This is a genomic window from Streptomyces sp. NPDC044984, assembly GCF_040646935.1.
Lineage (GTDB): Bacteria > Actinomycetota > Actinomycetes > Streptomycetales > Streptomycetaceae > Streptomyces.
In genome coordinates, this window is the sequence record NZ_JBEZBE010000002.1 from 186690 (window position 1) to 213675 (window position 26986).

A 26986-nucleotide genomic window follows, 5' to 3' on the forward strand; every position below is an offset into this window, starting at 1 on the left:
AGGCCGTCCCGGGGGCCCGGCCCCCAGCCGGCGCCGACGTACAGCCCGGTGGCCACCGCGGTGCCGACGACGCCGGCGAGCAGGAACAGCAACCGCCACGGCCACGGGCCGGGGGCGGGCAGTACGCGCAGCGCCTGGTCGAGCACGGGGCCGACGAGAACGGCGTTGGCCAGGGTGCCGATGCCGGGGCGCTGCCGCAGGGGAACCCAGAGGACGAACACGACGGCGGAGATCAGCACCATCACGGCTCCGAGCGACAGCCCGGCGGCACGGGCGACGCCCTGGGTCAGGACCGTCCACGGGTCCGTTCCCAGTCCGGCGCGGACCAGCAGGGCCGTACTGACCCCGTAGAGAGCCAGGCCTGACAGCAGGAGGGCGGCGCGGCGCCCGACCCGGTCCCCGGCGCACCTCATGAGGGACCGGCCGCCAGCAGTGCGGCCGCGGCGTCCGCGGCGTCGGCCACCGCCCGCGCGGCGGCCTGTGGCCCCTCGACGACCACGCGTCCGGCCACTCCGTCGATGAGGAGCAGCAACTGGGAGGCGCGCAGCTCGGGTGCCGCCGTCCCGGCCTCGGCGCACAGGGTGGTGAGCAGCTCCCGCAGCCAGCGCTTCTCCGCCCGGACGGCGTGGTGCACGGGGTCCTCGGTGTCGACCGTCTCGGCCGCGGCGTTGAGGAAGGCGCAGCCTCGCCTGCCCTTGGTCTCGTACCGGTGAGCCAGCCAGGAGAACACCGCCTGCGGTCGGTCGGCGGGTTCCGCCACGCCGGCCAGCCAGTCCGCCAGTTCCGCGGCCGCCTGGTCGTGCCGGTGGCGCAGTGCCGTCGCGGCGAGCTCGCTCTTGCCGGTGAAGTGGGCGTACAGCGTCGGCTTCGACACACCGGCCTCCTACGCGACGGTCACCACGCTGGTGGCGCCGAGGCCCCGGTGGTAGAAGACCTCCTCGGCACTGGCGATGAGCTGGTTGCGGGCGCTCCTTCGAGGACTCATGAAACTTAACTTACCAGTAAGGCAAGTTTCTGTCTCGGAGCGCTTCCTCCCGCTCCCGCACGGCCAGCACGACGTGGACGAGCACCTCGCTCAACCGCAGTCCCCCGGCCACAGGCGTCGTGTAGGGCTGGGTGCGGAGCCACTGGAACGCCGACATGGCCTGGCTGCCCACTTCAGCCCGCAGGTGTCCCTCGGTGACCGTCCTCGCGGCTGCCGCGATGGCCAGTGTCCTGCGCTGCAGGGCCGTCGGTGCCGGACCGACGAGGCGGCCGAACAGGAAAGACGTGGTCGCGGGAGCGGGAGACCACTCCTCCTCCGCCCCGGCGGGGACGGCACGTGTCCGCGCGTCGGCCGCGGCTGCGCGCAGAGCGAGCGGGTGGCCCGCCGCGAAGCTCTTGACGGCGGTGTGCAACGGCCGCGGCACGAGGAGACTGTCGAGAAGCCGGTCCGCCTCGTCCTCCCCCAGACGTGACAGCCGGTGCGTACGGGCATGGCGAGCCCATCCGGGATCGGCGGTCCAGTCCGGTTCGGGGCACCGGCGGCCGGCGAGCACCACGATCGCCTCCTGGGACAGAGACGGCAGGAGGCACTCGCGCAGCCACGCCTCAAGGCCCTCGCACCGGTCCACCTCGTCGACGAACAGCACGGGACCGGTCAGGTCCGCGATGTTCCCCAGGGCAGCCGCGAGGGCTCGCGGCGCGGCGACACGGCTCCCGTCGGCTTCGAACACCGGCCTGCCGGCGCCGGCGGCGTCGAGGGCGAACCGCCTCAGCAACGCGCTCTTCCCCACACCGCTCATCGCGTGCAGGTACTGCACCGCCGGCGCTTCGCGCTCACCGCGAAGCGCCGACCGGAACACCGCACGCTCCGCGGTCCTGCCGACGAACGGCGCTTCGGCGGCGTCCGGGACCTCGCCACGGGCCGTTCCACCGCCCGGTGAACACACAGGCTGTTGCGTCATGTGCACCGAATCACTCACCTGTATGAGCCGACGGGAGTTATCGCGGTCAGCGCGCTCCTGCCACGCGACCACGGGTCATGCGGTCATTCCTTCGTCCCGATGGCCTCCGCCTGCCGGGCACGGAGCATCAGACGGCTGGGCAGCACCGAACCGGCCATCGCCAGCAGGCCCGTGGTGCCGACGATCAGGAGCCAGCCCCGTACCGGCACCGTGGGGAACGGCCCACCGGTCAGGGCGAGCGCGACCAACACCAGCGGCGGAGCGGCGAGAAGTGTCCCCAGGACCGCCCCGACGACCACCACCGCGACGCTCTCCCGACGCACCATCCCCAGCAGTTGCGCACGGGTCGTACCGGTCAGCCGCAGCAGGGCGAACTCCCGTCGTCGGGAGGCGGTGTTCATCGCCTGGGTGTTGACGACGGTGAGCGCGGTGTAGGCGATGATCAGACCGACCACCACGTAGTTCACCCACGCCATGGCCCGCTGCTCCGCCACCAGGTCGTCCACCGCCAGTGCGCCGCTCAGCGCCGTACCCGGGTACGCGCGGGCCAGTGCGGAGAGCCCGTCCGCGACATCACCGGCGTCGGACGCGGACCGGACCAGTACCGACTGGTCGACGCCGGCGGTGGTGTGCGACAGCAGCAGGTCGTGGTCGAAGGTGAGGTCGGCGAAGCCGAGTCCCCGGCCGTACACGGCGATCACCTCTCCGGTGAAGGGGGTGCCGTCCCCGAGGTACAGATGGGCTCGGTCCCCGACCCCCAGACCGAGCCACGACGCCGCCGTCGTGCTGAGGGCGACCGTGTCCGCGGCGAGGGCCGAGAGGTCGCCTTCGCGGGCGTCCAGGTCGATCGTGGCGGACAGGGCGGCGGGCTGGAGGCCCTGCGCGGTCAGCGACACGGTCTCTTCCGTACCGAGCAGTGAGCCCACGCCCACGGCCTTGGAACGGACCACCCCGGTGGCGGCCGACACCCCGGGCAGCTCCGCGGCCCGGCGCGCCAGGTCGGGTGAGACTCCGGCGGCGGAGGTCAGCACGTGGTCGGCCACCGTGCCGGACCGGATCTCCTGTGCCGACCGGTCGAGTTGGGTGGTCTGGGTGAAGACGACGGTCGCGGCGAAGGACACCGCCAGGACGAGCGGGGTGACGGCCGCGGCCGTCCGAGCGGCCCGCGCCCGGATGTTGGCCGCCGCCAGCCAGCCGGCGGCACCGGTACGCAGCAGCGCGGGAGCGAGCAGAGCGGCCGCGAGGCGGGTCAGCAGCGGTCCGAGGACCGCTGCCGCTGTCACGAGCACCAGGACCAGGGAGTTGGCCATTCCGACCAGGGTCAGGAAGTCGGTGCGGTAGGCCAGGCCCAGGCCCAGTACGGACGCCGCCAGGGCGAGCAGGATCCCGCCGGTCACCAGCCGTCCGCGGCCCAGGCGGCCGGGATCGTCCGCTGCTTCCCGCAGCGCCTCGGTGGGGCGGACGCGCGCCGCGCGCCGGGCGGCGAACCAGGAGGCTCCCACCGCGGTCAGGACGGTGGCCGCCACAGCGGTGAGGAAGGGGAGCGGTCCGATCACCGGCTGGAAGTCCGGGGGCACGATGCCGCGTCCGGCGAACTGATCACTGAGCCAGTACACGACGCCGACGCCCAAGGGACAGCCCAACGCCCCCGCGGCCAGGCCGGCCACGGCGGACTCCGCGGCGATCATGCGGTGGAGCTGCCGTGGCGTGGTGCCGATCGCGCGGAGCAGAGCCAACTCCCGCCGCCGGTGCCGGATGGCGAGCGAGGTCGTCGCGCACAGGACGAAGACGGCCACGAGCATGACGTTGCCGCCGATCGCGGTGGCGAGCTCGACCAGGGTGGCCGCGCCGACCGCCACGTCGGTGAACTCCGCCTCCCCCCGCCCCTCGCCCGTGTAGACGGACGCGTTGGTGCCCTTCAGCGTCTTCGCGATCTCCGTGGCGACCTGCCCCGCGGGGGTGCCGGGAGCGGTGAGCACGCCGAACGCGTCGACCGACGTGCGTGCGGCCGGTGACAGCTCCTCGACCGCGGTCGCGGAGGCGAAGAGCACCGACTGCCGTGGGGTGCGGCCCCCGTCGAGAGCCACGAGACCGGCCACCTCGAAGGTGCGGGGCGTGGCCGTGGACATCAGCCGGACGTCGTCGCCGACGCGGAGACCGGCCCGCTCGGCCAGGTCGGTGTCCAGCACGACCTGCCGGGAACCCTCGGGGCGGTGCCCCTCGGTGAGACGGAAGCCGCCCAGGACACGGCTCTCCCAGGTGTGTACCTGCGGTACGGCACCGTTGGCGCCGGTGACGGACCGGTCGCCCGCCAGGAGGCGCACTGTCGCACGGCGGTCGGGCACGACCGAGGTGACGCCGTCGAGCGCGGCGATGCCCTCGGTCAGGGAGGCATCCAGACCGGGCCGTTCGGGAAGCGGCTGCGCGCTGCGGTAGTCGGTCCCGTCAGCGGACTTGACCGTCAGTTCCACGGACTGACTCGCGGCCACGATCACCGGGGCCTTGTCGTACCGTTCCGGCGGCAGCGCGGAGCGCAGTCCCGATTCGAGGAGCACCCCGCAGGCACTCACCACGGCCGCCGCCAGCAGCAGGGCCGTGAACGTGGCGGCGAAGGCACCGCCGCGCGAGCGCAGGGTGGCCAGGGCCAGACGCAGCATCAGTACCGCCTCCGCAGCTCGCTCATGATGCCCTTGACCTGGGCCGCGGACGGCGTGTTGACGGAGTCGACCACGCGGCCGGCGGCCAGGAACAGGACGCGGTCGGTGCGCTGGGCGGCGGCCGGATCATGGGTGACCATCACCACGGTCTGGTGGAGGTCGGTCACCGCCTGCCGGAGCAGGGCGAGTATCTCCTCGGCCGTGTCGGGGTCGAGTGCGCCCGTCGGCTCGTCCGCGAAGATGACCTCGGGGTGGGTGATGAGGGCGCGGGCGATGGCGACGCGCTGCTGCTGGCCGCCGGAGAGTTCGGCGGGGCGGCGGTCCAGCAGCCCCCCGAGCCCCACGGCCGAGGCGATGCCCTGCAAGGCCCCCTTCTCCGCCCTGGCCCCGGCCAGCCGCAGGGGAAGGGTGATGTTCTGCTCCACGGTGAGGGAGGGCAACAGGTTGAAGGCCTGGAAGACGAATCCGATGTGGCTCCGCCGGAACTCCGTGAGCTGCCGTTCCCCGAGGTCCCCGAGGTTCTGTCCGCCGAGTTGCACCACCCCCGACGTCGGCCGGTCCAGTCCGGCGGCGCAGTGCAGGAAGGTGCTCTTCCCCGAGCCCGAGGGGCCCATGACGGCTGTGAAGGTACCGGCGGTGATGCCGGCGCTGACCTGGTCGAGCGCGACGACCGCGGACGGTCCGTGACCGTATGCCTTGGTCACCTGTGTCAGACGTACGGCGCTGCGGGTGGAGTCGATTCCGATGGGCGCGCCGGGGGGCGTTCTGCGGCTGCGTGCTCCGAGCATGTGGGGACCTTCGATCGGTTCGGGGAGTGGTCTTCACAGTTCATCGGCTCATCGCGGCAGGATCCTCCCTCCTCGCGTCTATACGGCGGCTCCGTCACGCAGATGACGGGCGGGCGGGCTCCTCCTTGAGGAGGGGACCTCGGGGATGAGCAGCAAGCGAGCAGATGTCGAGCACCATCTGCGGCTTCAGTGCCGGGACATGCTCTTCGAAGAGGTGCGCGCCGCTCATAGGATGTACAGCCGCCCCTCGGCCAGGTCTGTCATTCGACGAAGAGGAAACGCAGCACACATGGACGTCATCACATCCCTTCTCGTGGTTCTCGTGGGCCTCACGGTGACGGCGGCGCTGGAAAGCCGGGCACGCCGACTGGACCGGCGAATGACGCGCCTGGAACACAAGGTCGACCTTCTGCTGACACAGGCCGGCGTGCCGGATCACGAACTCGTGCCGGCGGAAGTCGCCGCTCTCGCCCGTGCCGGAGAGGACATCTCCGCGATGAAGAAGTACCGCGAGGCCACGGGAGCCGGCCTTCTCGAGGCCAAGGAAATGGTGGACCGGCTGAAGAAATGAATCCGAACGACACGGATACGGACGACTGGGACTCCCAGTGGGGCGGCACCGGAGGACGCATTCGTTTCCTGGGCTCGCCCTCAGGCGATTTCGAGGGCGCGCCCCGCGACTGTCCGACCGCGGACGGGTCCGCCATCGGTGGTGACGCCGTGCGCCGGTCGCTGGAGAATCCGGTCGTCTCGCTGGTCAACCGGGAGCGCACCGTGCGCGGCATGCAACTCCTGGTCAGCGACGAGCGTCTGCGGGCGTCAGCCCGCGCCCACAGCGCGGACATGGTCCGCCTCGGCTACTTCGACCACCTGGCTCCGGACGGCACCTCGCCGGCGGAGCGCATGCTCGCGGCCGGCTTCCCGCTGCCCGGCGGTGAGAACATCGCCTTCGGCCAGCCGACACCGGAAGAGGTGGTCGCCGACTGGATGAACAGCCCACCGCATCGACGGAACATCCTGCGTCGCGGGTTCCGCGTGATCGGTGTCGGCGTGTTCGTCACCCCGCTGGGTCCGATGTGGACACAGAACTTCGGATACGTGTGACCCGTACGCTCTGAGACGCCACGGCAGGAGGGCCGCTCGCGAGGGCGGCGTGATCCGCGCCCGTACGGCACCCGTGATCCGTCGGGTGCCGTACGGGGCGCGGGTGCCTCAGCCGCTGGTACCGGTTACGGGACGGGCGTCAGGCGGTCATCGCGCGCCGCGTGTCCTCGGCGATGAGATCGAGGTTCAGCCCGGCCGCCGCCTTCAGCCCGGCGGCCGCGGAACCGATCACCGTCTCGGTGACACTGGCGACGTTGCCCGCCGCGAACACCCCGGCCACACTGGTGGCGCCTTGCGGGTTGACCGCCACGAAACTGCCGGCGACCTGCCCGAACATCTCCCAGTCGGTGACGTCCAGACCCAGCCCGTCCAACCCGGTGACGCGAGCGGTGAAGCGGGGTGCGACCACGATCTGTGTGAGGTCGACGCGCCGCCCGTCCGCGAGCAGCACCGCCGCCAGCCGGTCGTCCACGACGTCCAGCGCGCGCACCTCGCCTTCGACCACCCGCACCGAACGGGCTTCCAGACGCTTGCGGGCGGTGTCGTCGAGAACCGGTCCGGTGTGCGCGAGCAGGGTGACCTGGTCGCTCCACTGACTCCACAGCAGCGCCTGTTCCACGCCCACCGGGCTGGTGGCGAGGATGCCGATGGGCTGGTCCCGGACCTCCCACCCGTGGCAGTACGGGCAGTGCAGTACGTCACGTGCCCAGCGCTCGGCGATGCCGGGTACGTCGGGCAGTTCGTCCACCAGTCCGGTGGCCAGCAGCAGCCGGCGCGCTCGTACGGTGGCGCCGTTGTCCAGTTCGAGGCGGAAGCAGGTCTCCGTCTCGCGCGTCGCGGTCAGCACCGAGGCCGTCACGCGCTCCACACCGAAGCGGGAGATCTCGCGTCCCGCGAGGTCCAGGAAGTCGGCGGGGGCGATGCCCTCGTGTCCCAGGTAGTTGTGCATCGACCGCGCCGGGGCGTTGCGCTGCTGCCCGGCATCGACGACCAGCACGGAGCGCCGGGCCCGGCCGAGGGTGAGCGCCGCGTTGAGGCCGGCCGCGCCCGCGCCGATGACGATGGCGTCGTACAGGGTGTGTTCGTCGGTCATGGTGGTTCCTTCCGTTCCGTTCGCCGGTGATCCTGCGACCATCGGGCGGGCGCGTCCAAGGCCGCTTGCCGACTTGGCAAGATGGAGGTGTGCACCACGACGAGGTAGAGGAATTCCTCCTGACGGTCGGCGGACGCCTGCGGGCGCTCCGGCGGGAGCGCCAGGCCACCCTGGACGACATCAGCGACATCAGCGGCATCTCTCCGAGCACGCTGTCCCGCATGGAATCCGGCCGGCGCAAGTACACCCTTGATCTGCTGCTGCCGCTGGCGGCCGCGTACAACGTGCCGCTGGACGAGCTGGTGGGCGCTCCCCAGACCGGCGATCCCCGTATCCATCTGCGCCCTGTCGCCGTCGCCCAGCAGGGCCGGACGGTGATCCCGCTGGTGCGCCACTACGGTGGTCCGCACGCACACAAGCACGTTCTGCCGCCGGGGCCGGCGGACGCCGAAGCGCCCGAACTCCACGCTCATCAGGGGTTCAACTGGATCTACGTCCTGTTCGGACGGCTGGGCATCACGGCGGGCGGGGAGAAGCTCGTGGTCCAGGCGGGGGAGGCCGCAGAGTTCGACACACGCCTCCCGCACGCCTTCAGCAATCTGGGCGATCAGCCCGTCGAGTTCCTCAGCCTCTTCGGAGCCCGGGGTGAGCGCATGCTTCTCAGGGCGTGGAAATAGCCCGGCAGAGTGCTCGGCGGTCGCCACGGACCCCCGCCGTCCGGTCGACGCGGGGGTCCGTGGCGGTCCGGCTCAGTACATGAAGTAACCGGAGACGCGGTTGTCCCAATCGACGGGAGCGACCCAGCTCTGGTGCGGGCCGATCTCGATCCAGTCGCCCTGGTAGTTGCTGTCCGCGAAGACAAGGAGCCGGTAGTCGGAGTCGTTGATGATCGACGAGATCTTGTCGTTCTTGTCGGCCGGCAGGGCGGGCGTCCACGCCGGGTTGTTCTCGAGCAGTCCGGTGAAGTCGGCTCCGTCGAAGACACATACCGGGTCCACTGTCGGATAGGGCCTGGGGCACGCCCCCTCGTCCGTCGACGCCGAAGCGGCCGGCGCCCCGATCGCCAGCAGTGCCGCGGCGAACGATGCGGCGCCGGAGGTCAGTACCATGCTGCGTATCCTGCTCATCGAGAGCACCTTCCTGACGTGGTGGGACGTCCACACGGGTTGTCGCTGGTCCCACGCTCTTGGGTGATCAGTGTTGACGACCGACGTTCGGGTCGTACGGCCGCGACATCACTGCGAGCACCGGATGAGCAGTTGTCGATCAGGTGCTGAGCGATTCCACGGGCGCGCGGCCCGGGAGCGGTCAGGTGTCCACCGACCATGCCAAGAACCGTCCATCCCTTGCTCAACCAGCGGCGACAGCCCTGCCCAGCGGATACCGTGACGTGCGTGCATCGGCCCCGGACAGTCACCTCGCTTCGCGGACCGCCGCACCGAACGGCCGGAACCTCCAGTACCTCGGGACACCCATGCACGCTTTCCGCCCTGCCCACGGCTCGGTGCACGCCGCAGTCCACAGCACGGACACGAGACACGGACTCGCCGTGGCGGCCCCGGGCGGCAGCCCGAGCGCGTCCACGGGGACATTCCGTCGCCCCGAAGCGGCAGGACACGTGATGGGCAGCCCCACGACACTGTCCCCCGGGGACGGGGCCGTTCAGGCAGTGCCCGGCCGCCCGGACGCCGGAGCGGGCCCCGCGACCGGATGGACCACGCGGCTGCACGACGGGACAACGACGCACACCCGGCTCGCCGCCGCCGGTGATCTGCCCTCCGTCAACGCCCTACACGCCCGCTGCTCACAACGGAGCCTCGTCCGGCGGTACCTCACCGGCCGGCGAGGCCTCTCGTCAGCGGAGTGGCGTGCTCTGACAAGCCCGTCGGCGGGCCTCACCTGGGTCACCCAGCCGGCCGACGAGCCCGGCTGTGTCATCGCCGTCACGCACGTCCTGTGCGCCGCCGGTACATCAGCCCGCGGATCCGGTGCCGGCCCCGCCGAACTGGCCCTCCTGGTCGACGACGGCTGGCAGTCCAGAGGGCTCGGCTCGGAGCTGGTGAGGCGGATGGTGGGCATCGCCCGGCAACGTGGCCACGACGAGCTGCACGCCCTGGTGCTGGCGGAGAACCGGCCCGCTCTGGCGCTGGCCCACCTGTTCGGGGCCGTCGTCGTCCCTCAGGGAAGCCAGTGCACGGTGAGGCTGACGTTGACGCGGCAGTCCGAGAGCTCTCCGCGGCGCGCCGCGGCCGCCTGAAGTGATGTGCCGAGCCCCGGCCGAACGCTCATGGGCACGGTGTGAGGACGGCACGGACTGAGCCGGGGCCCACCCGACGCCGACGCCCGGTGCCGCGTGCACGGCCCGGAAGGGTCACACCTCAGCGGCCGGCCCGGGGTCCCGGTGCACCCGGAATCGGTAACCCCGTCCCCGCACCGTGTCGATGAAGCCCGGCGCACCACGTGACTCGCCCAGCTTCAGCCGCAGGCGCTTCACACATGAGTCGATGTTGCGCGGGCTCGTCCCCGCGGTGGTTCCCCCGGTGACCGCCTTGAGGTCCTCGCGGCTGAACACCCGGTCCGGCGCCGCGGACATGGCGAACAACAGCATGCGTTCCGAGTGGGCGAGGGGGACTCGCCGGCCGCGCAGGGTCACCTCCGCCGCGACACGGTCGATGACCAGGTCACCGTACTGCTCCGCCGGAGTGCGTGGCGGCCGGACCCGGTCGAGGTGCCGCAGGGCCGCCGCGACATAGGACTGCAGCACGCGGGCGGCCACGGGCTTGACGAGATACCAGTCCGCTCCCGCCTCAAGAGCGGCTACGACCTCGCAATCCTCGGCCCGTGAGGACAGGAAGAGAACGGGCAGCGAATCTGTCGAGCGGATGCCGCGGCACACCTCCACTCCCCTGATGTCCGGCGGGTCCGCGTCCAGCAGTACCAGGTCGGGCCGGCATTGCCGGACGCTCTCCAGTCCCCCGTCGCCCGTCGACGCCACGAACACCTCGGCGTCCAGGGGCAGTAGTGCCTTGCGTACGTCGTCACGCAGCACGGGATCCCTGTCGATCAGCAGAACGCGAGCCATCCGGCGAGTATCGGCAGCACCCGAGCCGGTGACCGGACGTCCGCCGGACCCGGGTGGAAACCGTTATGACCGCGCACCGGACGTCTCACTGATCGTCGACGGCCGGACCCTCGTCCGGCGCGGGACGCTCGGTGACCCGGGTGGCGACGCCCTGCTTGACGACCACATCTGCGGCAACGGACCCGCTGCTGGTGGCCGCTTCCAGGTCTTCGAGGGAGCACCGTGTGGTGGCACGCGTGCTGTAACTGCCACACAGCGTCCCCGCGCCGTAGACGGCGGTGCTGTCGGACACGAAGAACTGCTGGTCCTTGCCGGACGCACTCACGATGTACGTGCCCGGCGCCAGGTACTCGACCGTACCGCCGGCGAACGTTCCGCTGACTCCGCCACTCACCCCGCCGGCGCTGTCGTCCGCCGCGGCGTCCTCGTCGGCCGCACTGTCGTCAGCCGCCGAATCCTCGTCGGCCGCGTAGCCCTCGTCCTGTCGGGAGGAGTCCGCGTCCGTCTCGTCACCCGTCGCCGCTGACTTCCCGTCGTCCGCCGCGGACTCGGAAGGTGAAGCGGACGGCGAGGCGGACTTCGAGGCCGGGGCCGAGACGGTGCTGGCCACCTCGGCCGCGGCAGTGTCCTTGTCGGAGTCGCCCTCGCAGGCCGTCAGCAGCGATACACCCGCCACGACGACAGCGGCCAGCAGACGCGTACGGGAACGGCGATGGGTGAACATGAGATCTCCTCGTCACAGGGACGGGGCACCGCTCACGGCTGTGCCCTCGTCATGGAATGTGTGATCACCATGCACCGGGCAAGGACCCCGATACCGTGGAGTCCGCGACCCATGACCGAGTTGTCACCTCGTTCGAACAGTTGATACCTGCTGGCCTTGTGCCGACGCCCGACCGCCGCCCGTACCGGCACTGAGCAGTTCTGAGCAATTACTGGCTCCCCACGGAGCATGAGTCACGGACATGATGAGTCCGCCAGGCCGGTGACGGCGGTGTGCACTGCACCCGCGGCCCGATGCGCCGTTGCCACACCGTTCACCGACGGTGCCTCGGCCTCTCGCTCCTCCGCTGAAGGTGTCCCATGCGCGTCCTCTTCTCCAGTACACCGGCCTATGGCCATGTACTGCCTCTCCTTCCGCTCGAAGGAGCGGCCCGTCAGGCCGGTCACACCACGGCCTTCTTGACCCACGCCTGTCTGGAGATGCTGGTCGCGCCCACCACCGTTCACTCAGCGGGCCCGACCCTCGAGGAGACGCTGGGCGAGTTCCGACGCAGGACGGGGACGAACGCCGCTGTCGGCATGAACCCGGCGGCGGCCGGTGAGTTCTTCGGCGGTACGCGCGTGGACCTGGGGGCGGACGACGCTCTCGCGGTGGCTCGTGATTTCGCCCCGGAGCTGGTGATCGCCGAGCCGGCCGACTTCCTGGGTCCGCTGGCGGCCTCCCGCCTCCGCGTGCCGCGGGCCCGGCACGGTGTCGGCGTCGCCCTGGAGGCATCCGTCGCCGAAGCCATGCACGACGTGGCCGGCGCGCGCCTGGCAGAACGGGGCATCGCCCTGTCGCGACCGTGCGCGCCGGTCGATCCCCGGCCCGGCTGCCTGCAGCACGACGCACCGCCCCCGTGCGAAGGCCGCATCACCAAAGGCCTTCGGCGGCGCCGAACGAGTGTCCGCGTTCGGCGCCGCGGAGGTCATCGTGACGCCGGCGAAGCCGGTGAGGCCGTCGTACGCGTACTGGAGGACTCGTCCTACCGCGCCGCCGCCCGGACCGCCGCGCGACACATCGCCGCGATGGCCGCTCCCGACGAGGCATTGTCCCTGCTGATCCGGCGCCTGGGCTGAAGTCCGCCCACGGCGGACGCAACACCGCACCACCCGAGAAAGGAAGAACATGGCCACTCTGGTCAAGGAGTTCGATTTCTACGTCGACCTCGCCACGGAACACATCGGTGACGGGCCCTTCGGCGACCGGATCATCGCCGAGGGAGTGGGAGGAGGAATCACAGGAGACAGGCTGAAGGGAACCATCACCGCCGGCGGGGGTGACTGGTTGCTCGTGGGCGACGACGGTTACGCCCGGGTCGACGTGCGAAGCACGTTCGACACCCACGACGGGGCGGCCATCTACGTCCAGTACTTCGGGCTCATCGAGATGACGAAAGGCATCAAGGCGGTCCTCGCGGGCGGCGATGAACCGACCGCCTTCGGCGAGCAGTACTTCATGATCACGCCGCGTATGGAAACGGGGGACGAGCGGTACGCCTGGGTGAACCAGACGGTGTTCGTCGGTGAGGGGAGACTCCTGCCCGGACTGCGTGTCGAGTTCCGGGTGTACAGCGTCGCCCTGTCCTGACGCCCCACTGACACCGGTGCGGTGGCGCACCGCACCGGTGGTCCCCTGCGCTGCGCCGCTCCCCCGCAGGACAGCGTGCGCTCACCGCCTTCTCGTCCCGGTTCGCCCGGTACGGCGGCCGAAGTGCGGCCGCGGCTAAACCGAAGCGCACCCTGATCCGTTCCCGCAGTGGCACAGCCAGCACATACGGAAAGGATCCGAGGTGCACTCGTCCTCCACCGGCTCCCGCAGCCGGTACACACTCCTCGTCAGACCCTGGGCGGCCGCTCTGCTCGCCGGAGCGGTCGGCGCCACCCTCCTCGCCGCGACCACCACGCGAGCCCACGCCGACGAGACGGTTCCGACGGTGACCACCGCGCCGGACCCGGGCACGGACATCACCGGCAACGGCGGCAAGATCACCGCTCAGTACAAGGAAACCGGCGCCGAGTCGGAGTCGATGCTGATCGACGACGATGTCACGACCAAGTACTTCACCATCCGCTCCGCGATGTGGGTGCAGTACGAGTCGCCCACCGCCGAGACGATCGACCGTTACACCCTCACCTCGGCCAACGACGCGCCCGACCGCGACCCGAAGGACTGGACGCTGCAGGGCTCGCTCGACGGATCCACCTGGACCGTCATCGACACCCGCACCGACCAGAAGTTCTCCGCGCGCAACCAGACCCGCGGGTTCAGCGTCACGCCCGGCACGGCCTACACCCACTACCGGCTCGTGGTGAGCGAGACCACCGGCTCGCCCGACTCCCAGCTCGCGGAGTGGGAGCTGTGGGCAGGCGGCAACGGTGTGCCGGCGGCGCCCTCCCGGCTGACCTCCACGCTGGACGGTGACGCGGCCGTACTGAACTGGACGGACAACTCCAGTAATGACACCGGCTACGCCGAGTCCGGCTTCCAGATCGAACGCTCCATCGACGGCGGCCCGTTCGAACCGCTGGCCACAGCCGGCGCGGACGTGCGGACCTACACCGATCCCGGGCTCGCCCCGGAGACTGCCTACTCCTACCGGATCCGTGCGGTGGGCGTGGGCAACGGGCTGTCGGAGTACTCCAACACGACCAAGCTGTCGGTGAGCGTGTTCGACATCACCGACATGCCCGGCACGCTCACGGACCGGTACAGCAAGGGGGGGACGGAGGGCAGCCAGAAAGTCGCGGACAACAGCCCGTACACCAAGTACCTCGCCGACAGCGGCAGCACGTGGGTCCAGTACCAGCCCGCCGGCTCGTCCAGGGTCTCGGGGTACAGCATCACCTCCGCCAACGACGCGTCCGGGCGGGACCCGAAGGACTGGACGCTGCGGGGCTCCACCGACGGCACCACCTGGACCGACCTCGACACCCGTAGCGGCGAGTCGTTCACCAAGCGGCACCAGAAGAAGTCGTACACAGTCGACACCGACCGCTTCTACCGTTACTTCCGTCTCGACGTGACCGCCAACAACGGCGCGGCCCAGACGCAGGTGGCGGAGTGGGAACTGCTGGGCACCGCCAATACCGAGACCCAGGTCGACGCCCCCGAGGCGCCGAGCGACCTGTCCGGGAAAGCCGTCTCCGGCGACCAGGCCGTCCTGGAGTGGACGGACAACTCCCGTACCGAGCAGTCCTTCCGCCTGGAGCGCTCCCTCAACGGCACCGACTGGGACTGGTCCCGGGTCCTGCCGAACGGCACCACCAGGTACATCGACCTCGGTCTGACCGAGAACACCACCTACCACTACCGTCTGCGGGCGGAGAACGCCGGCGGCCGGTCCGCCTACACCACGGCGGTGTCCGCGACCACCCCGGCCGGCGACATGCCTGCCACCTGGCAGGAGCACTGGCTGGAACACATCCAGCTGCTCAACAAGGTCTACGAGAACGACGACGTCGCGATCTACTTCGACGACGACATGGACCGTTCCCAGACCTGGCTGAACGACTACGTCACCAAGCTCTGGAAGTACACCAAGCAGAACTACGACAGCTTCAGCAACCCGCAGCTCGCCGCCATCTTCCACCAGGGCAAGTACGGCGGCGGTCACCCCGCGACCGTCTTCGACGGGTCTCACGACTACCGCAACGTGATCGACATGGGTCTCGGCGACTGGATCGAGACCGACACCCAGCCGCGCAACCTCATTTCGCACGAGCTCGCGCACGTCGTCGAGTTCTCGGCCTACGGGGTCAATGGATCACCCGCCTTCAAACTGTGGGGCGACAGCAAGTGGGCGGAGATCTACCAGTACGACGCCTACCTCGGAGCCGGTCTGACCGCCGACGCCGAAAGCTGGTACAGCAAGGCCGTCGTCAAGACCGACAACTTCCCGCGGGCCAACACCGCCTGGTTCCGTGACTGGTTCTTCCCGATCTGGCGCGACCACGGCAAGAGCGAGGCGCTCGACTCGTTCTTCCGGCTGACGGCCGAGCACTTCGCCCAGCACAACGGCGCCTACATCCGCGACATGAACATGGGTGAGTTCGTGCACTTCTGGAGCGGGGCCGCGGGCGCCGATCTGCGGGAGCAGGCCGAGACCGCCTTCGGGTGGACGGACGAGTACGAGGCACAGCTGCAGCAGGCCCGACTGGACTTCCCGGGCGTGTCGTACCCGCAGTCCTGACCAGGTGGCCGAGGAGGCGCGGTCCGGTTCCGCACCGGTTCGCCGGCCTCCTCGGCCATTGCCGACGCGGAGGGACCGCGCGGCGTCATGACGTCAGCCGGTGCGCTCGCGCAGCCGGTGCGGATGGGCCGGGTACACCCCGAGGACGCGCACCTCCGAGGAGAAGAAGCGCAGCTCCTGAAGCGCGAGGGCGACGTTCACCTCGTCAGGGTGTCCCTCGATCTCCACGTAGAACCGGCTGGGGTTCACCCCGGGGCCCAGCTGATAGCTCTCGATCTTGGTGAGGTTGACACCGCAGCCGGCGAAACCGCCGAGCGCCTTGTAGAGCGCGCTGGGGATGTTCCGTACGTGGAAGAACAGGCTCGTCATCGTCGGCTCGGCCCCGTCAGGACCGAGCGGAGCGACGACGGCGTCCCGGGACAGGACGACGAACCGCGTGGTGTTGTCCGGATCGTCCTCGACCTGTGCCCGCAGGACCTCCAGGCCGTGCAGGGGGGCCGCGGCAGGCGGTGCGAGGGCCGCGTGCCGGGGGTCACCCAGCTCCGCCACCTCCCGGGCCGCACCCGCCGTGTCATCGCTGACGTGGGTGCGCCAACCGCCCTCCCGCAGCAGCTTCCGGCACTGCCCCAGGGCGTGCACGTGGCTGCGGACGCACTCCACCTGATCGAAGGTCGTGCCGGGTACGGCCATCAGGTCGAAACGGATGGGGAGGAAGTACTCGGCGACGATGAACAGTCCCGATCCGGGCAACAGGTGGTGCACGTCCGCGACGCGTCCGGCGGCGGAGTTGTCGACCGGGATCACCGCCACGTCTGCGGTGCCCAGCGCGACGGCGTCCAGGGCCTGCTCGAAGTTCGTGCAGGCGAGCTCTCGACCGCCGGGATACAGCCTGCGAGCGACGGTCGACGAGTTGGACCCGTGCTCACCCTGATACGCGACGGTCGTCACCATGGTCGGCCTTCCTCTTGAACAGCGCTGTCGTCGGGGCGATGGAGGTCCACCGCGTACCGGACGTGTTGCAGTATCGGCGTGCCGCTGTCGATGAGACACGTCAGGGGGTGCCGGCCGTCACGCACGACGGCCGTCGGGACACCCTCGTAGGCTGCTGCGACGACGTGATGGACCGCACGGGCGGTCCGCCCGACCTGTGCGGCCAGCTTCTCCACGGTGTCCGGAGCACCGTCCCGCGTGGCGTTCGAGACCTCTCGCAGTGCCGTGGCGAGGCTCGCCCTCTCGTCGCGCAGGAGGGCGGTCAGCCCGGCCGCGGCGAGGGGTGCGGGAGCCGTCAGTGTGTCAGTGAGACGGCGGGCCACCCCGAGCGCCATGGCCGTCACGGCGGTCCAGTGGAAAGCCGCAGCGTCCGCCCGCAGGGCTCCGCCCCTCGACCGCGTGGCGAAGCCCGCCGGCACGTAGACCCCGTCCAGCCGGTACTCGGGGCCGGGCGCTCGCGCGCGGTCACCGCCGTGGTGCTGACCGGAGGGCCGAGGAAGGACCTTCGTCGAGACCACGAAGAGGTCCGGATCGTCCGCCGCCGCCTGGCCGCCGGCCTCCCGGACGTCGGTGAGTGGCAAAGCCAGCCATCGTCGAGGGACGCCTCGCGTCGGCACACGCCACTGTCCGGACAGCGAGAAACCGCCCGCGACCGGCCGGGCGACGAGGCCCGCCGCGCCGTCGTCGCCGGGCACGGCCGCGGGCAGCGGCGCGGCCCAGTTCCACGTGCGGGTGAAGGCATGCCAAGCAGCCGCCGGGTCCTCATGACCGGCACGCTCGAAGCTCTCGAGAACCTGGACCGGCTCCGCGTCCGGTCCTGCCGCCTGCGGCACTCCGCAGCGCGCGGCGGTCCTGGTGCGTCTAGGCAGCCCGCTCACCGCCCGGACTCCCGGCTGTCGTCGTCAGGACGACGTTGTCGAGTTCCTCGCCCCGCGCATACCGGTGCAGCTGCTCACGGAGGAATGCCACGGACATCGTGGGGAAGGCGTCGGTGAACGCCGCCACGTGCGGGGTGATCAGCGCACCGGGCAGGTCCCAGAGGGGGTGGCCGGCGGGGAGGGGCTCCGGGTCCGTCACGTCGAGCGCGACTCGGATCCGGCCGCTGCGCACCTCTCGGACGACGGCGTCGGTGTCCACCAGTTCCCCGCGGGCGATGTTCACCAGAAGGGCTCCGTCTTTCAGCAGCGCCAGCGTGTCCGCGTCGAACATGCCACGCGTCCACTCCGTCAGCGGTGCGCACAGCACCACCGCGTCCACCGTGGGCAGCAAGGAGGACAACTGCGCCGCCCCGTGCACGTGTCCCGTCGGGGTGGTGCGCTCGCTGCGGGCCACCAGGACCGGTGCGCACCGGAACGCGCGGAGCCGAGCCGCGACGGCCGCACCCACGGCGCCGTACCCCACGACCAGTACCCGCTTGCCGACCAGTGTGGTACGTGGTTCGGGGCGCCAGCGTCCCTCGGCCTGCCGGGCGATGAACTGGTCGATCCCGCGGCACAGGGCCAGCAGGAGGGTGACGGCCAGTTCGGCGGTGGCCTCACGGTGCACTCCGCGTGCCGTCACCAGCTTCGTGCCGGGCGGCATGTCGTCCAGCATCGGCAGCACGTAGTCGTACCCCGAGCTGAGCAGCTGGAAGACCTCCAGCCGGCCCATGCGTGGCAGCACGCTCCGCAGCGCGTGGTCGGCGCCCGGCGCCGTGGGTCCCGTGAGGAAGCGGACCTCACCGGGATCCCCGGGCAGCGGTCCCGTACCGTCCCAGTGGCCGTAGGTGAAGTCGTCCGGCAGTCCGGGGATCCCCTCCCAGGGGTACGGGAGCCACACGGTCGCGGCGTCCTTCATGGTGCATCAGCTTCTTCCGATGTGTGTGCCACGCGGGCGGGGGCCGAAGCCGGCGCGCCGCCGGCCGTGCGGCGCGGGCCCCGCTGCTTGAAGCCCGCCCCACGACCGGCGACGCGCTCACCGCCTCGGCCGACATCTGGTCATGTCACTGCGTGAACGGGTCCGTCGCGAGGTGTGGTTCACATGAGGCACGTCACAGGCGACCGCGGCGCGGGCACCGTGCCCCTCCGCCGTACCGACGGGCCCTCGCGGGTTCACGCGCACAGTGCCCGGTCGACGAAGTCCAGGACGTGCGCGGCCGCGTCCTGCGGCTCCGGCACCGCCGCCGGCAAGGCCGTGACGGCCACGGTCACCGCGCGTCCGTCCTCAGTGACTCCTCCCCGCGTCTCGTACCCCGGGATGTCACCTCCGTGCCCCCGGACCAGGCCCCCGCAGCTCAGCGGGGTGCTGTGGTGCGCATCTCGCGCAGCTGCTCGGCCTTCAGGAGCCTCCCGTCCATGAACGCCGCGATGAAGCGGTTGAGATCACGGGGTGTGGAGACCAACTGTCCCGCCGACCAAGCCCAGGGCGGGTCGAACACGGTGAGATCACGCAGTGGAGCGCCGGGGGTGGTGGCTTGATATCCATCGGGGTGTGCTCCACGGATGGACCGCTCCCGGCGGGCGGGGAAGTAAGTGTGGCGCAAGGCGGCCCTGCGGAGGACACGGCGGGTGATCTGCTCCGCCACCGTGCGCCCCCTGCGAGGGAGCGAGGCCGAGCAGTTCGTCCGGTTCGTAGTGGACGTCGCGGATCGCGAAGAAGTCACCGAGGCCGGACACGTATTCAGGCAGTCCACCCGTGTGCCGGAGCAGTTGACGGACGGTGATACGGCCTCCGTCGATCCCGTTGCCCCGGACCAGTGCGGGCAGGCAGTCCTCGATCGGGGCGTCGAGACGGACCCTGCCCTCGTCCGCCAGTTGCAGCACCACCACCGCGGTGAAGGTTTTCGTGTTGCTGCCCGCTCGGACCATCCCGTCGACGAGTTCCCGCAGTCGGCGCTGGTCCGCTGAACGGCCACTGTGCCGGGTGTCCGCCTGGGCGGGCAGTGCGCTGCCGGTGAGAACGCCGGCCAGAACCGCTACGGCGGTCGCCCTCATGAGCTTGCCTCCGCGGCGGCAATCGGTGTGTCGCGATATCAAAGGCCCGGTCCTTCCTCGGTGGTCGAAGCGTCAGGTGCCTTTCATCCGGACCGTGTTCAGCATGGGCTTACGCGGCTCGGCGGGCGAGGGGGCCGGCCCGTGTATGACGGTGATGCCGGCCCCCGCTCATGTGTGATCGCGAAGAAGACACCTCGCGACGTGAACCGGAGGAACTCCGGACCCGTTCCTCGTCTGCCAGGGCCCGTTGGCCGCGGGCCGCGACCTCGCACGGGATCCGAGACTTCATGATCGCCATAACAGCTGAGACAGCCCCCGCCCTGGGCGCCGCCGCCGGTCGTCTTCGATCGGCCCTTGAGTCCCGTACGGACTGGACGTCCGCCGATGTCGCTCTGACGCTGTCCCGACATCGCGGCCATTTCACCGCTTACGCATTGGTACCGGACGACGATCGCGTCGGCCTTCTCCAGGCCCTGCACGACATCGAACGGGGAAACGAGACACCCGCCTACACGGTCGGGCAGGTGAAACCTCGTGGCCGGCTGGCATTCTGCTTCGCCGGGCAAGGCGCACAGCAGCCGGGTATGGGGCGTGAGCTCTACGAGACCTTCCCGGTCTTCCGGACGGCTGTCGAGGAGATCGCGGGCAAGCTGGAGTCGGCCTTCGGCTCCTCCCTGCTGGAGGTCATGTTCGCCGAGCGTGGGACCAGCGAAGCACGCCTGCTGGATCGCACCCAGTACACACAACCGACCATGTTCATCCTCGAAGTGGCGTTGTTCAGGCTGCTGCGGTCGTGGGGCGTCCAGCCGGACTTCCTCGTGGGCTACTCGTTCGGAGAGGTGGCTGCCGCCTACACCGCGGGGGTGTGGTCCCTGGACGACGCCTGCCGGTTCGTCGCAGAGAGGGTACGTGTGGTCGAGGACCTCCCTCCGGGCGGCGCCATGTACGTGCTCACTGCTCCGGAGGACGTGGTCGAGCCCTTGCTGCGCGGGACTCGCGGCCGGGCATGCATCGCGGCCGGAACCGCTGACTGCGTCATCATCAGCGGTGACGAGGAAGCGACGCGCGCGGTGGCGGACGCGGTGAAGGCCGCCGGTCACAGGGCGTGGCGGGCCCGTGTGAGTCATGCGTTCCACTCACCGCTCATGGAGCCTGCGGCTGCTCACTTCCGGGAGGCGATCAAGGGCCTGCACTACTCGGCTCCCGACATACCGATGGTGTCGAACGTGACGGGCACACTGGTGGATCCCTCCGGCATCTGCGATCCCGACTACTGGGTGCGGCACTTGTGTGACAAGGCGCGTGTAGGAGACGGTCTGGACGCCGTCATGCGCGAAGGCGTCTCGGTGTTCGTCGAGATCGGCCCCTGCGCGCAGCTGTCAGCGGTGGCGCCGAGCGCGTTCGGACCCGGCAAGGACGCCCTGGCCGTCCCTGTCATGGAGCGACGCGGGTCCGAAAGGGCGGCGGTGCTCGCGGCCATGACCTCCCTTCACGTGCAGGGCGTGGAGGTGGACTGGGATGCCGTCTACGAGCCGTTCGGCGCCCGCGTCCTGGACCTGTACGCATAGTCGACACGGCAACCGGCTCACCGGACCACGAACCGAAGGGAGAAGCCCTTGCAGCGCTGGAGCGTTCTCGTCGATGAGGCCACGCTGGAAGAGATGGCCCTGCTGCCGATGAGTCACATCGGCGGCCACGCGGAGAATCTGATCAGCTCCCGGCCCACCTACCGGAATCTCTACCGCGCCTGGGACAGGCAGCAGTGGTCGTCCGAGGGCTTGCGTCTTGATCAGGACGCCGAGGAATGGAGCCGGCTCTCTGCCGGTACCAGGCGACGGCTCGAGCGAGTCATCCAGCACTTCCTGGTCAGCGAGTACGCCGCGACCGAGACCATGGCTCCCATCATGACGGGTGCGCCCGACGAGACGGCGCTGCTGTTCCTGGGCGGTCAGGCGGCGGACGAGGCGCGCCACGCGCGTCTCATGGACCGCATCGGAAGCGAGGTACTGGGTGTCCACGAGGAGGACCTGCGCCAAGCGCTCACCCTGTCCTGGCAGCACTCCACACCGGCTCAGCGCGCCTATGTCGGAATGGAGGGCAGAATAGTACGTCAGCTCGATTCCCCGCAGGCGGGACTGACCGACTGGCTGCAGGCCGTCGCCCTCTTCCACGTCGTCGCTGAAGGAGTGATGGGCGTCACCGCTCAGCGCAACCTCCTGTCCGCGCTGAAGAGCAGTGACACGCTCCAGGGAGTACGGGCGGGTTTCACCGCTCTGACGCGTGACGAGTCACGTCACATAGCCTTCGGAGTCGAAGCTGTCAGGCGGGGCCTGGCCAATGCCCCACAAGAACGTGTGGACGCCGTCGCACACACCCTTCGCGAAGCCCTTGCCATGGTGGCGGTCGTCGAACTGCCCACCGAGCCGACCCGCTCCGAGCGCATACTCGCCTGGAAGTTCGGCAGGCAGTTGCAGGCAGAGGCGGAAGTACGCCTGCGTGCGCTCGGGATACGACCCGAGGTGAACCAGTGGATCCGCGACGGGATGGCGGCTCCTCTGGACGGTCTGCGGCGGCAGATCAGGCACGCCGGGGCGCAGCATGCGTAACGACAACGACGGAAGAAGGCCATGCCCAGCATGACGATCAAGCACGAGTACTTCGCCGACCGCGCCGGTCATCGTGAGGAGTCCACACGTCTGGAGAAGATCCAGGAAAGCCGTGATCGCACCACTCGGCGCCACCTGCGCTCGCTCGGCGTCTCCGCGGGCTGGAGGTGCCTCGAGGTGGGGCCGGGCGCCGGATCGATCGCCCGGTGGATGGCTGGACGCGTGGGGCCCGAGGGGCACGTGGTGGCGGCGGACATCAATCCCCGCTTCCTGACCAGCGAGACGGCCCCGAACCTGGAAGTGCGCGTGCACGACATCACCACGGACGCCTTCGAGGAAGCTGCCTATGACCTCGTGCACGCCCGCCTGGTACTCATGCATCTCCCCGACCCGCTCGCAGCACTCAAGACCATGGTCGCCGCGTTGCGGCCGGGCGGTCGGCTGCTCGTCGAGGAAGGGGATCTCCTGGGCGTCGAGGCCGTCACCCGGGACCATCCGGACGCCGGCACGTTCGTCCGTGTCATGGAGACGATCCTTCGGCACACCCGGACGAGGAAGGCCTTCGACCTCAATCTCGGCCGACTGCTGCCGGGCATGCTGAGGTCACTGTCCCTGGCCGATGTGGACAACGAAGCGACCTTCCGCGTGCTCAAGGGCGGCGAGGACACGTTCCGCTCACCCTTCGAGGTGTTCCGCGACGGTGTGCTGGCCTCAGGTGAGGTGACGGAGAACGAGTGGGACATCAGTCATCGCTGCTTCGACGATCCGCACTTCAGCTGGATGGGCATGCCCCTCGTCGCCGCCTGGGGCACCAAGCCGCCTGTATGACGACACCCGCCCTCCGCCCCAAGGGGTTGCCTTGACCGACCGTCACCTCTTCCTCTGCCCCATGCGCTGGGCGGACGTGGACGCCAACCGCCACGTCAACAACGTGCAGTACTCGCGCTACCTGGAGGAAGCCCGAGTGCACCTGTACCGCGAGCTGACCGCCTTCGCCGAACGGCAAGGCATCGCCCCCTCCGGGAACGCCTACATCGTCACGCGCCAGGAGATCCTCTTTCTGCGCCCCCTGACGTATCACCCCGAACCCGTGACCATAGAGACCCGGGTCACGAAGCTGAGGGGAGCGACCGTCGACCTCTCGGCCGAGATCCTGGACGGCGACCACCTCTGTGCGAAGGCGTCCACGACCATGGCGTGCGTGACGCGCGGCGACGGTCGTCCCGCTCGGCTGGGAGCCGCGGAGCGCGCCTTCTTCGCCCAGTTCGGCAGCTGCTGACCTGTCGGCTCGGCGACGTGGTCAGGGGCCAGGTGCGGGCCACGGCTCACCGCGAAAACCACGTTTGTTGAACCTCGTACCACTCTCAGCCGTTATCGCCCATGTATACGCCTTCCGCACACCTGCGCACCTCGCGCTCCGAGGAGAAACCATGCGGCGACATCTGGCCAGTCATACCGACCATGCCCGGAAGGGGCGGCTCAACGCCGCGCTGCTGGGCTGCGCGCTGCTCGCGCTCGTTCCCCTGACGGGTGGTTGCCAGAACCAGGCGTCCTCCGCCGACGACGCCCTCGGCAGCCCGTCCGACGTCTCGACCGCCCAGGCCCGGTCGGCGAAGACCCCGCGGCCGACGCCGTCGGCAACCACCCCCACACCCACGCCCACCCCGACCCCGACTGTGCCGCTCACCGGTTCCGGGGAGTTCACGACCGCGCAGGAGAGCCTGGATCCGGTCGGAACAGGCACTCCCATGAGGTACCGCGTGCAGGTCGAGACCTCCTTGGACCTGTCCCCGGCGGACACGGCCCGGGAGATCAACTCGGTCCTGGGTGATCCCCGCGGCTGGACAGCCGGCGGACAGGCGTTCCAGTTGGTCTCCTCGGAGCCGGCGGAGCTGACCGTGCAGGTGGCTTCGCCCGGCACGGTCGACGCCATCTGCGGAGCCGCCGGCCTGGACACCCAGGGCGAGGTCAACTGCTCAGTGGGTTCCGTCGTGGTGGTCAACCTCAAGCGCTGGATGCTCGGATCACCGCAGTTCGACGGCTCCCTGCAGGACTACCGGGCCCTCATCATCAATCACGAGGTGGGACACCGCCTCGGACATGGTCACGAGACGTGCTCCGGGGAGGGCCGGCCCGCACCCGTGATGATGCAGCAGATCAAGGGGCTGCACGGCTGCAAGGCCAATGCCTGGCCCTACGACAGCGACGGCGTGTACATCAGCGGCCCGCCGACGGCCTGACCGGCCGGCGCGCCGACGGGCGGGTACCGCGTACTCAGCCCCCTGTGGAGCGTTCTCCACGCGATTCCCGTGCCGCACGACGCGGCCGACACCGCCGCGGGTGTGCGCCGGCGCTTGGAGTGAACCGACCTCCGACGTCACCCGTTCTCACCGTGAGCGCCTCCGCAGTCGTCGGTGAGCCCCGTTCACGGCACACACGCCCGGCAGGTGTTTCTCGCCCCGGGTGCGTTCACGTCCCCATGGTTCGCACCCGGGGGCTTCCCCCTCTCCCGGCTGTCTGCCTCTCCCCGCAGGAAGGAACACGATGCTTCATGGGCTGAACAAGACGACGGCCCGCATGTCGTTGGGATCAGACCAACCGCGCAGGCACACGATGCGCGACCGCAACGCGGCCGTCTTCTTATCCGTGGTCCTCGTCACTTTCCTCGCGGCGTCCAGTGCCCCCACCCCCCTGTACCACGAGTACCAGGCGCAATGGCACCTCGCGTCCGGTGCCATCACACTGATCTACGGCGTGTACTGCCTGAGCGTCCTGGCTTCGCTGCTGACGGTCGGCTCGCTCTCCGACTATGTCGGCCGACGTCCGGTCATCTGGGGCGCTCTCGCATTCGAGTCGCTGTCGATGGTGCTCTTCCTGCAAGCCGACGGCATGACGTCGCTCGTTGTCGCCAGGACGGTGCAGGGGTTCGCGACCGGTGCGGCGACCAGCTCGCTGGGAGCCGCCCTGCTGGATGTCACGAAGCGAGGGGGGGCCCTCTTCGTGAGCGTGGCTCCGCTCATCGGCATGGCGTCCGGGACCCTCGTCACCAGCCTGCTGCTGGATCTCCACCCCGCGCGGACCGGGTCCGTGTACGCCGTCCTGCTCGCCGCGATGGCCGCTCAGGTGGTCGGCTTGCTGTTCGTTCGCGAGCCGGGAACCCGCAGGCCCGGTGCTCTGCGATCCCTGCACCCCCGGATACGGACACCTCACGCCAGCCGTCCCGCCCTCGTGCTCACGGCTCCGGTCTTCGTCGCCGTCTGGGCACTGGGCGGTTTCTATCTGTCCCTCGGGCCCGACCTGATCCAACACGTCACCGGATCGTCGGTCAGCAATGGACTGATCGTCTCCCTGCTCACCGCCTGCGCCGTGCCGGCTGTCCTGCTCACCCGGCACGTGACGGCGGAGCGAACGACTCTGGGAGGCTCGCTGCTGCTGGCCTGCGGAGTGGTCGTCACCCTCGCCGCCGTGCACGTGGACTCCGGTGCCCTCCTCTACTGGGGAACAGCGATCGCCGGTCTGGGTTTCGGTCCCGCCTTCCAGGGCGGTGTACGCCTTGTGACGGCCACCGCACACACGACGGAGCGGGCCGGTCTGATGGCTGCCGTGTACACCATCACCTATTTGGCGATGTGCGTGCCGGTACTGGCCGCCGGAGTGCTCGCAGGCCACTACGGCCTCGTCCGGTCGACCGAGCTCTTCGGTCTGCTGGTCGTCATTCTGTCCTTGGTGCCCTTCACCATGCTGGCAAAGCAGGCCCCGAAGCGTGCGTCGTGAAACCTATACACAAAGGCATTGCCTTTTCTTGGCGCATAATGTTCAGTAATTGATCGTGATAATCAACAACAACGCCATACGGCGCCTCACGGCTCTGTTCGCCACCGTCTCGGCCATTTTCATCACGACGCTGAGCGCACCCGGCGAAGCGCGGGCCGACGCAGACGAAACAGCTCCGGCCGGGTTCGTGGCCCTGAAGAAAGTGGCACCATCCATTCTGCAGGATATGCGGTACTACACCGCCCATAACTTCGTCGGCAGCAAGATAGACGGCTACGACGAGCCCCTGTGCATCCTCACTTCCGCAGCCGCGCAGGCGCTGGCGGAAGCCCAGCAGGAGTTCCTCTCGCAGGGTTACAGCCTCAAGGTGTACGACTGCTACCGGCCACAGCGCGCCGTGGATCAATTCGTCAGCTGGGCCGAGGACCTGGACGACGAGCTGATGAAGGAGGAGTTCTACCCGCAGGTGGAGAAGTCGGATCTCTTCACCGACGGGTACATCGCGGCCAGGTCCGGCCACAGCCGCGGCAGTACGGTGGACCTCACGCTGGTGAAGCTGCCGGCCACGACCACCCGGCCCTACGTGCCCGGGGAGAAGCTCGTGCCGTGCTACGCACCCGTCAAGCAGAGATTCCCCGACAACTCCATAGACATGGGTACGGGCTTCGACTGCTTCGACACCCTGTCCCACACGCTCGATCCCCGCGTCAGCGCGACGCAGGCGGCCAACCGGCTGCGGCTGAAGAACGGGCTGGAGTCCGTCGGGTTCGTGAATCTCCCCGAGGAGTGGTGGCACTTCACGTTGTCGGCGGAGCCCTTCCCGGCCACCTACTTCGACTTCCCCGTCTCGAAGGCCTCGCTGAGCCGCTGACGCTGTCGCTACCGCGCTGTCCCTTCCTCACCAAGAGGAAGGGACAGCGCGGTAGTGCTCACATGGTGACCAATCAGTGCTCATCCGTCGATGTGCGCCAGGCGCCCTCAGTAATATCGAGTTCCGTGAGGCGCACAGTTCTCGATAT

At 69.7% G+C, this 26986-nt stretch carries 27 protein-coding genes; 14 read left to right on the plus strand and 13 right to left on the minus strand.

What is annotated here, in order from left to right; translation table 11 throughout:
• Positions 1-409: 409 nt before the first annotated feature.
• The 4 genes from AB0A94_RS03005 to AB0A94_RS03020 form a co-directional block, all read right to left on the minus strand.
• The gene (locus AB0A94_RS03005) at positions 410-874 is read right to left on the minus strand and encodes a TetR family transcriptional regulator (protein WP_361737903.1); all 465 of its coding nucleotides are present in this window, start codon (positions 872-874) and stop codon (positions 410-412) included.
• A gap of 121 nt (positions 875-995) precedes the next feature.
• Positions 996-1946, minus strand: a complete 951-nt coding sequence (locus tag AB0A94_RS03010) for a hypothetical protein (protein ID WP_361737905.1) — start codon at positions 1944-1946, stop codon at positions 996-998.
• Positions 1947-2029: 83 nt separating this feature from the next.
• Positions 2030-4603, minus strand: a complete 2574-nt coding sequence (locus tag AB0A94_RS03015) for an FtsX-like permease family protein (RefSeq protein WP_361737908.1) — start codon at positions 4601-4603, stop codon at positions 2030-2032.
• Positions 4603-5391, minus strand: coding sequence for an ABC transporter ATP-binding protein (locus AB0A94_RS03020; RefSeq protein WP_361737910.1), 789 nt, complete (start codon positions 5389-5391; stop codon positions 4603-4605). The genes AB0A94_RS03015 and AB0A94_RS03020 overlap by 1 nt, the downstream gene beginning before the upstream one ends.
• Positions 5392-5680: 289 nt before the next feature.
• Here AB0A94_RS03020 and AB0A94_RS03025 point away from each other — a divergent pair, with 289 nt between their 5' ends.
• Both AB0A94_RS03025 and AB0A94_RS03030 read left to right on the plus strand, forming a co-directional pair.
• Positions 5681-5962, plus strand: coding sequence for a hypothetical protein (locus AB0A94_RS03025; protein WP_361737913.1), 282 nt, complete (start codon positions 5681-5683; stop codon positions 5960-5962).
• A complete protein-coding gene (locus AB0A94_RS03030) occupies positions 5959-6495 on the plus strand; it encodes a CAP domain-containing protein (protein ID WP_361737916.1) in 537 nt (178 codons plus the stop codon). Before AB0A94_RS03025 ends, AB0A94_RS03030 begins: the two co-directional genes overlap by 4 nt.
• Before the next feature lie 139 nt (positions 6496-6634).
• Here the strand turns inward: AB0A94_RS03030 and AB0A94_RS03035 are convergent, their stop codons facing one another.
• Complete coding sequence (locus AB0A94_RS03035) at positions 6635-7588, minus strand: NAD(P)/FAD-dependent oxidoreductase (RefSeq protein WP_361737919.1); 954 nt, start codon at positions 7586-7588, stop codon at positions 6635-6637.
• An 89-nt stretch (positions 7589-7677) separates the two neighbouring features.
• Between AB0A94_RS03035 and AB0A94_RS03040 the strand changes: the two genes are divergently transcribed.
• A complete protein-coding gene (locus AB0A94_RS03040) occupies positions 7678-8265 on the plus strand; it encodes an XRE family transcriptional regulator (RefSeq protein ID WP_361737922.1) in 588 nt (195 codons plus the stop codon).
• 72 nt (positions 8266-8337) lie between these two features.
• Here the strand turns inward: AB0A94_RS03040 and AB0A94_RS03045 are convergent, their stop codons facing one another.
• Positions 8338-8715, minus strand: coding sequence for a peptidase inhibitor family I36 protein (locus AB0A94_RS03045; RefSeq protein WP_361737924.1), 378 nt, complete (start codon positions 8713-8715; stop codon positions 8338-8340).
• 494 nt (positions 8716-9209) lie between these two features.
• On the opposite strand from AB0A94_RS03045, the gene AB0A94_RS03050 reads away from it, so the two are divergent.
• Positions 9210-9845 carry a GNAT family N-acetyltransferase gene (locus AB0A94_RS03050; protein ID WP_361737927.1) on the plus strand — a complete coding sequence of 212 codons (636 nt, stop codon included), beginning with the start codon at positions 9210-9212 and terminating at the stop codon, positions 9843-9845.
• Positions 9846-9959: 114 nt separating this feature from the next.
• Here the strand turns inward: AB0A94_RS03050 and AB0A94_RS03055 are convergent, their stop codons facing one another.
• Together AB0A94_RS03055 and AB0A94_RS03060 are read right to left on the minus strand one after the other, a co-directional pair.
• The gene (locus AB0A94_RS03055) at positions 9960-10670 is read right to left on the minus strand and encodes a response regulator transcription factor (RefSeq protein ID WP_361737930.1); all 711 of its coding nucleotides are present in this window, start codon (positions 10668-10670) and stop codon (positions 9960-9962) included.
• Positions 10671-10755: 85 nt separating this feature from the next.
• On the minus strand, positions 10756-11394 hold the full coding sequence (locus AB0A94_RS03060) for a hypothetical protein (RefSeq protein WP_361737933.1): 639 nt from the start codon (positions 11392-11394) through the stop codon (positions 10756-10758).
• 458 nt (positions 11395-11852) lie between these two features.
• Here AB0A94_RS03060 and AB0A94_RS03065 point away from each other — a divergent pair, with 458 nt between their 5' ends.
• The 3 genes from AB0A94_RS03065 to AB0A94_RS03075 all read left to right on the plus strand — a co-directional run bounded on the left by AB0A94_RS03065 (position 11853) and on the right by AB0A94_RS03075 (position 15625).
• The gene (locus tag AB0A94_RS03065; RefSeq protein ID WP_361737936.1) at positions 11853-12512 is read left to right on the plus strand and encodes a hypothetical protein; all 660 of its coding nucleotides are present in this window, start codon (positions 11853-11855) and stop codon (positions 12510-12512) included.
• Positions 12513-12561: 49 nt separating this feature from the next.
• A complete protein-coding gene (locus tag AB0A94_RS03070; protein ID WP_361737939.1) occupies positions 12562-13023 on the plus strand; it encodes a DUF3237 domain-containing protein in 462 nt (153 codons plus the stop codon).
• A 202-nt stretch (positions 13024-13225) separates the two neighbouring features.
• Positions 13226-15625: a discoidin domain-containing protein gene (locus tag AB0A94_RS03075; protein ID WP_361737942.1), complete on the plus strand. Its 2400-nt coding sequence runs from the start codon at positions 13226-13228 to the stop codon at positions 15623-15625.
• Positions 15626-15718: 93 nt separating this feature from the next.
• Here the strand turns inward: AB0A94_RS03075 and AB0A94_RS03080 are convergent, their stop codons facing one another.
• From AB0A94_RS03080 to AB0A94_RS03100, 5 genes are all read right to left on the minus strand, one after another.
• Complete coding sequence (locus AB0A94_RS03080) at positions 15719-16573, minus strand: prephenate dehydratase (RefSeq protein ID WP_361738452.1); 855 nt, start codon at positions 16571-16573, stop codon at positions 15719-15721.
• Complete coding sequence (locus AB0A94_RS03085) at positions 16570-17493, minus strand: hypothetical protein (RefSeq protein ID WP_361737945.1); 924 nt, start codon at positions 17491-17493, stop codon at positions 16570-16572. The genes AB0A94_RS03080 and AB0A94_RS03085 overlap by 4 nt, the downstream gene beginning before the upstream one ends.
• Positions 17477-18451, minus strand: a complete 975-nt coding sequence (locus tag AB0A94_RS03090; RefSeq protein ID WP_361737948.1) for an NAD(P)-dependent oxidoreductase — start codon at positions 18449-18451, stop codon at positions 17477-17479. The genes AB0A94_RS03085 and AB0A94_RS03090 overlap by 17 nt, the downstream gene beginning before the upstream one ends.
• A 436-nt stretch (positions 18452-18887) precedes the next feature.
• A complete protein-coding gene (locus tag AB0A94_RS03095; protein ID WP_361737951.1) occupies positions 18888-19136 on the minus strand; it encodes a hypothetical protein in 249 nt (82 codons plus the stop codon).
• Complete coding sequence (locus AB0A94_RS03100; protein WP_361737954.1) at positions 19039-19587, minus strand: serine hydrolase domain-containing protein; 549 nt, start codon at positions 19585-19587, stop codon at positions 19039-19041. Before AB0A94_RS03100 ends, AB0A94_RS03095 begins: the two co-directional genes overlap by 98 nt.
• Positions 19588-19874: 287 nt before the next feature.
• Between AB0A94_RS03100 and AB0A94_RS03105 the strand changes: the two genes are divergently transcribed.
• The 7 genes from AB0A94_RS03105 to AB0A94_RS03135 all read left to right on the plus strand — a co-directional run bounded on the left by AB0A94_RS03105 (position 19875) and on the right by AB0A94_RS03135 (position 26838).
• Positions 19875-21155: an acyltransferase domain-containing protein gene (locus AB0A94_RS03105; protein ID WP_361737957.1), complete on the plus strand. Its 1281-nt coding sequence runs from the start codon at positions 19875-19877 to the stop codon at positions 21153-21155.
• A 48-nt stretch (positions 21156-21203) separates the two neighbouring features.
• A complete protein-coding gene (locus AB0A94_RS03110; RefSeq protein WP_361737959.1) occupies positions 21204-22193 on the plus strand; it encodes a ribonucleotide-diphosphate reductase subunit beta in 990 nt (329 codons plus the stop codon).
• A 30-nt stretch (positions 22194-22223) separates the two neighbouring features.
• Positions 22224-23021, plus strand: a complete 798-nt coding sequence (locus AB0A94_RS03115; RefSeq protein WP_361737961.1) for a methyltransferase domain-containing protein — start codon at positions 22224-22226, stop codon at positions 23019-23021.
• Between the two features lie 31 nt (positions 23022-23052).
• Positions 23053-23472 (plus strand): thioesterase family protein, encoded by a 420-nt coding sequence (locus AB0A94_RS03120; RefSeq protein WP_361737964.1) that lies wholly within the window; start codon positions 23053-23055, stop codon positions 23470-23472.
• Positions 23473-23623: 151 nt separating this feature from the next.
• A complete protein-coding gene (locus tag AB0A94_RS03125) occupies positions 23624-24433 on the plus strand; it encodes a DUF3152 domain-containing protein (protein WP_361737967.1) in 810 nt (269 codons plus the stop codon).
• Positions 24434-24737: 304 nt separating this feature from the next.
• Entirely contained in the window at positions 24738-25967 is a 1230-nt protein-coding gene (locus tag AB0A94_RS03130) for an MFS transporter (RefSeq protein WP_361737970.1), read from the plus strand.
• Positions 25968-26022: 55 nt separating this feature from the next.
• Positions 26023-26838, plus strand: coding sequence for a M15 family metallopeptidase (locus AB0A94_RS03135; protein WP_361738455.1), 816 nt, complete (start codon positions 26023-26025; stop codon positions 26836-26838).
• Positions 26839-26986: the final 148 nt, after the last annotated feature.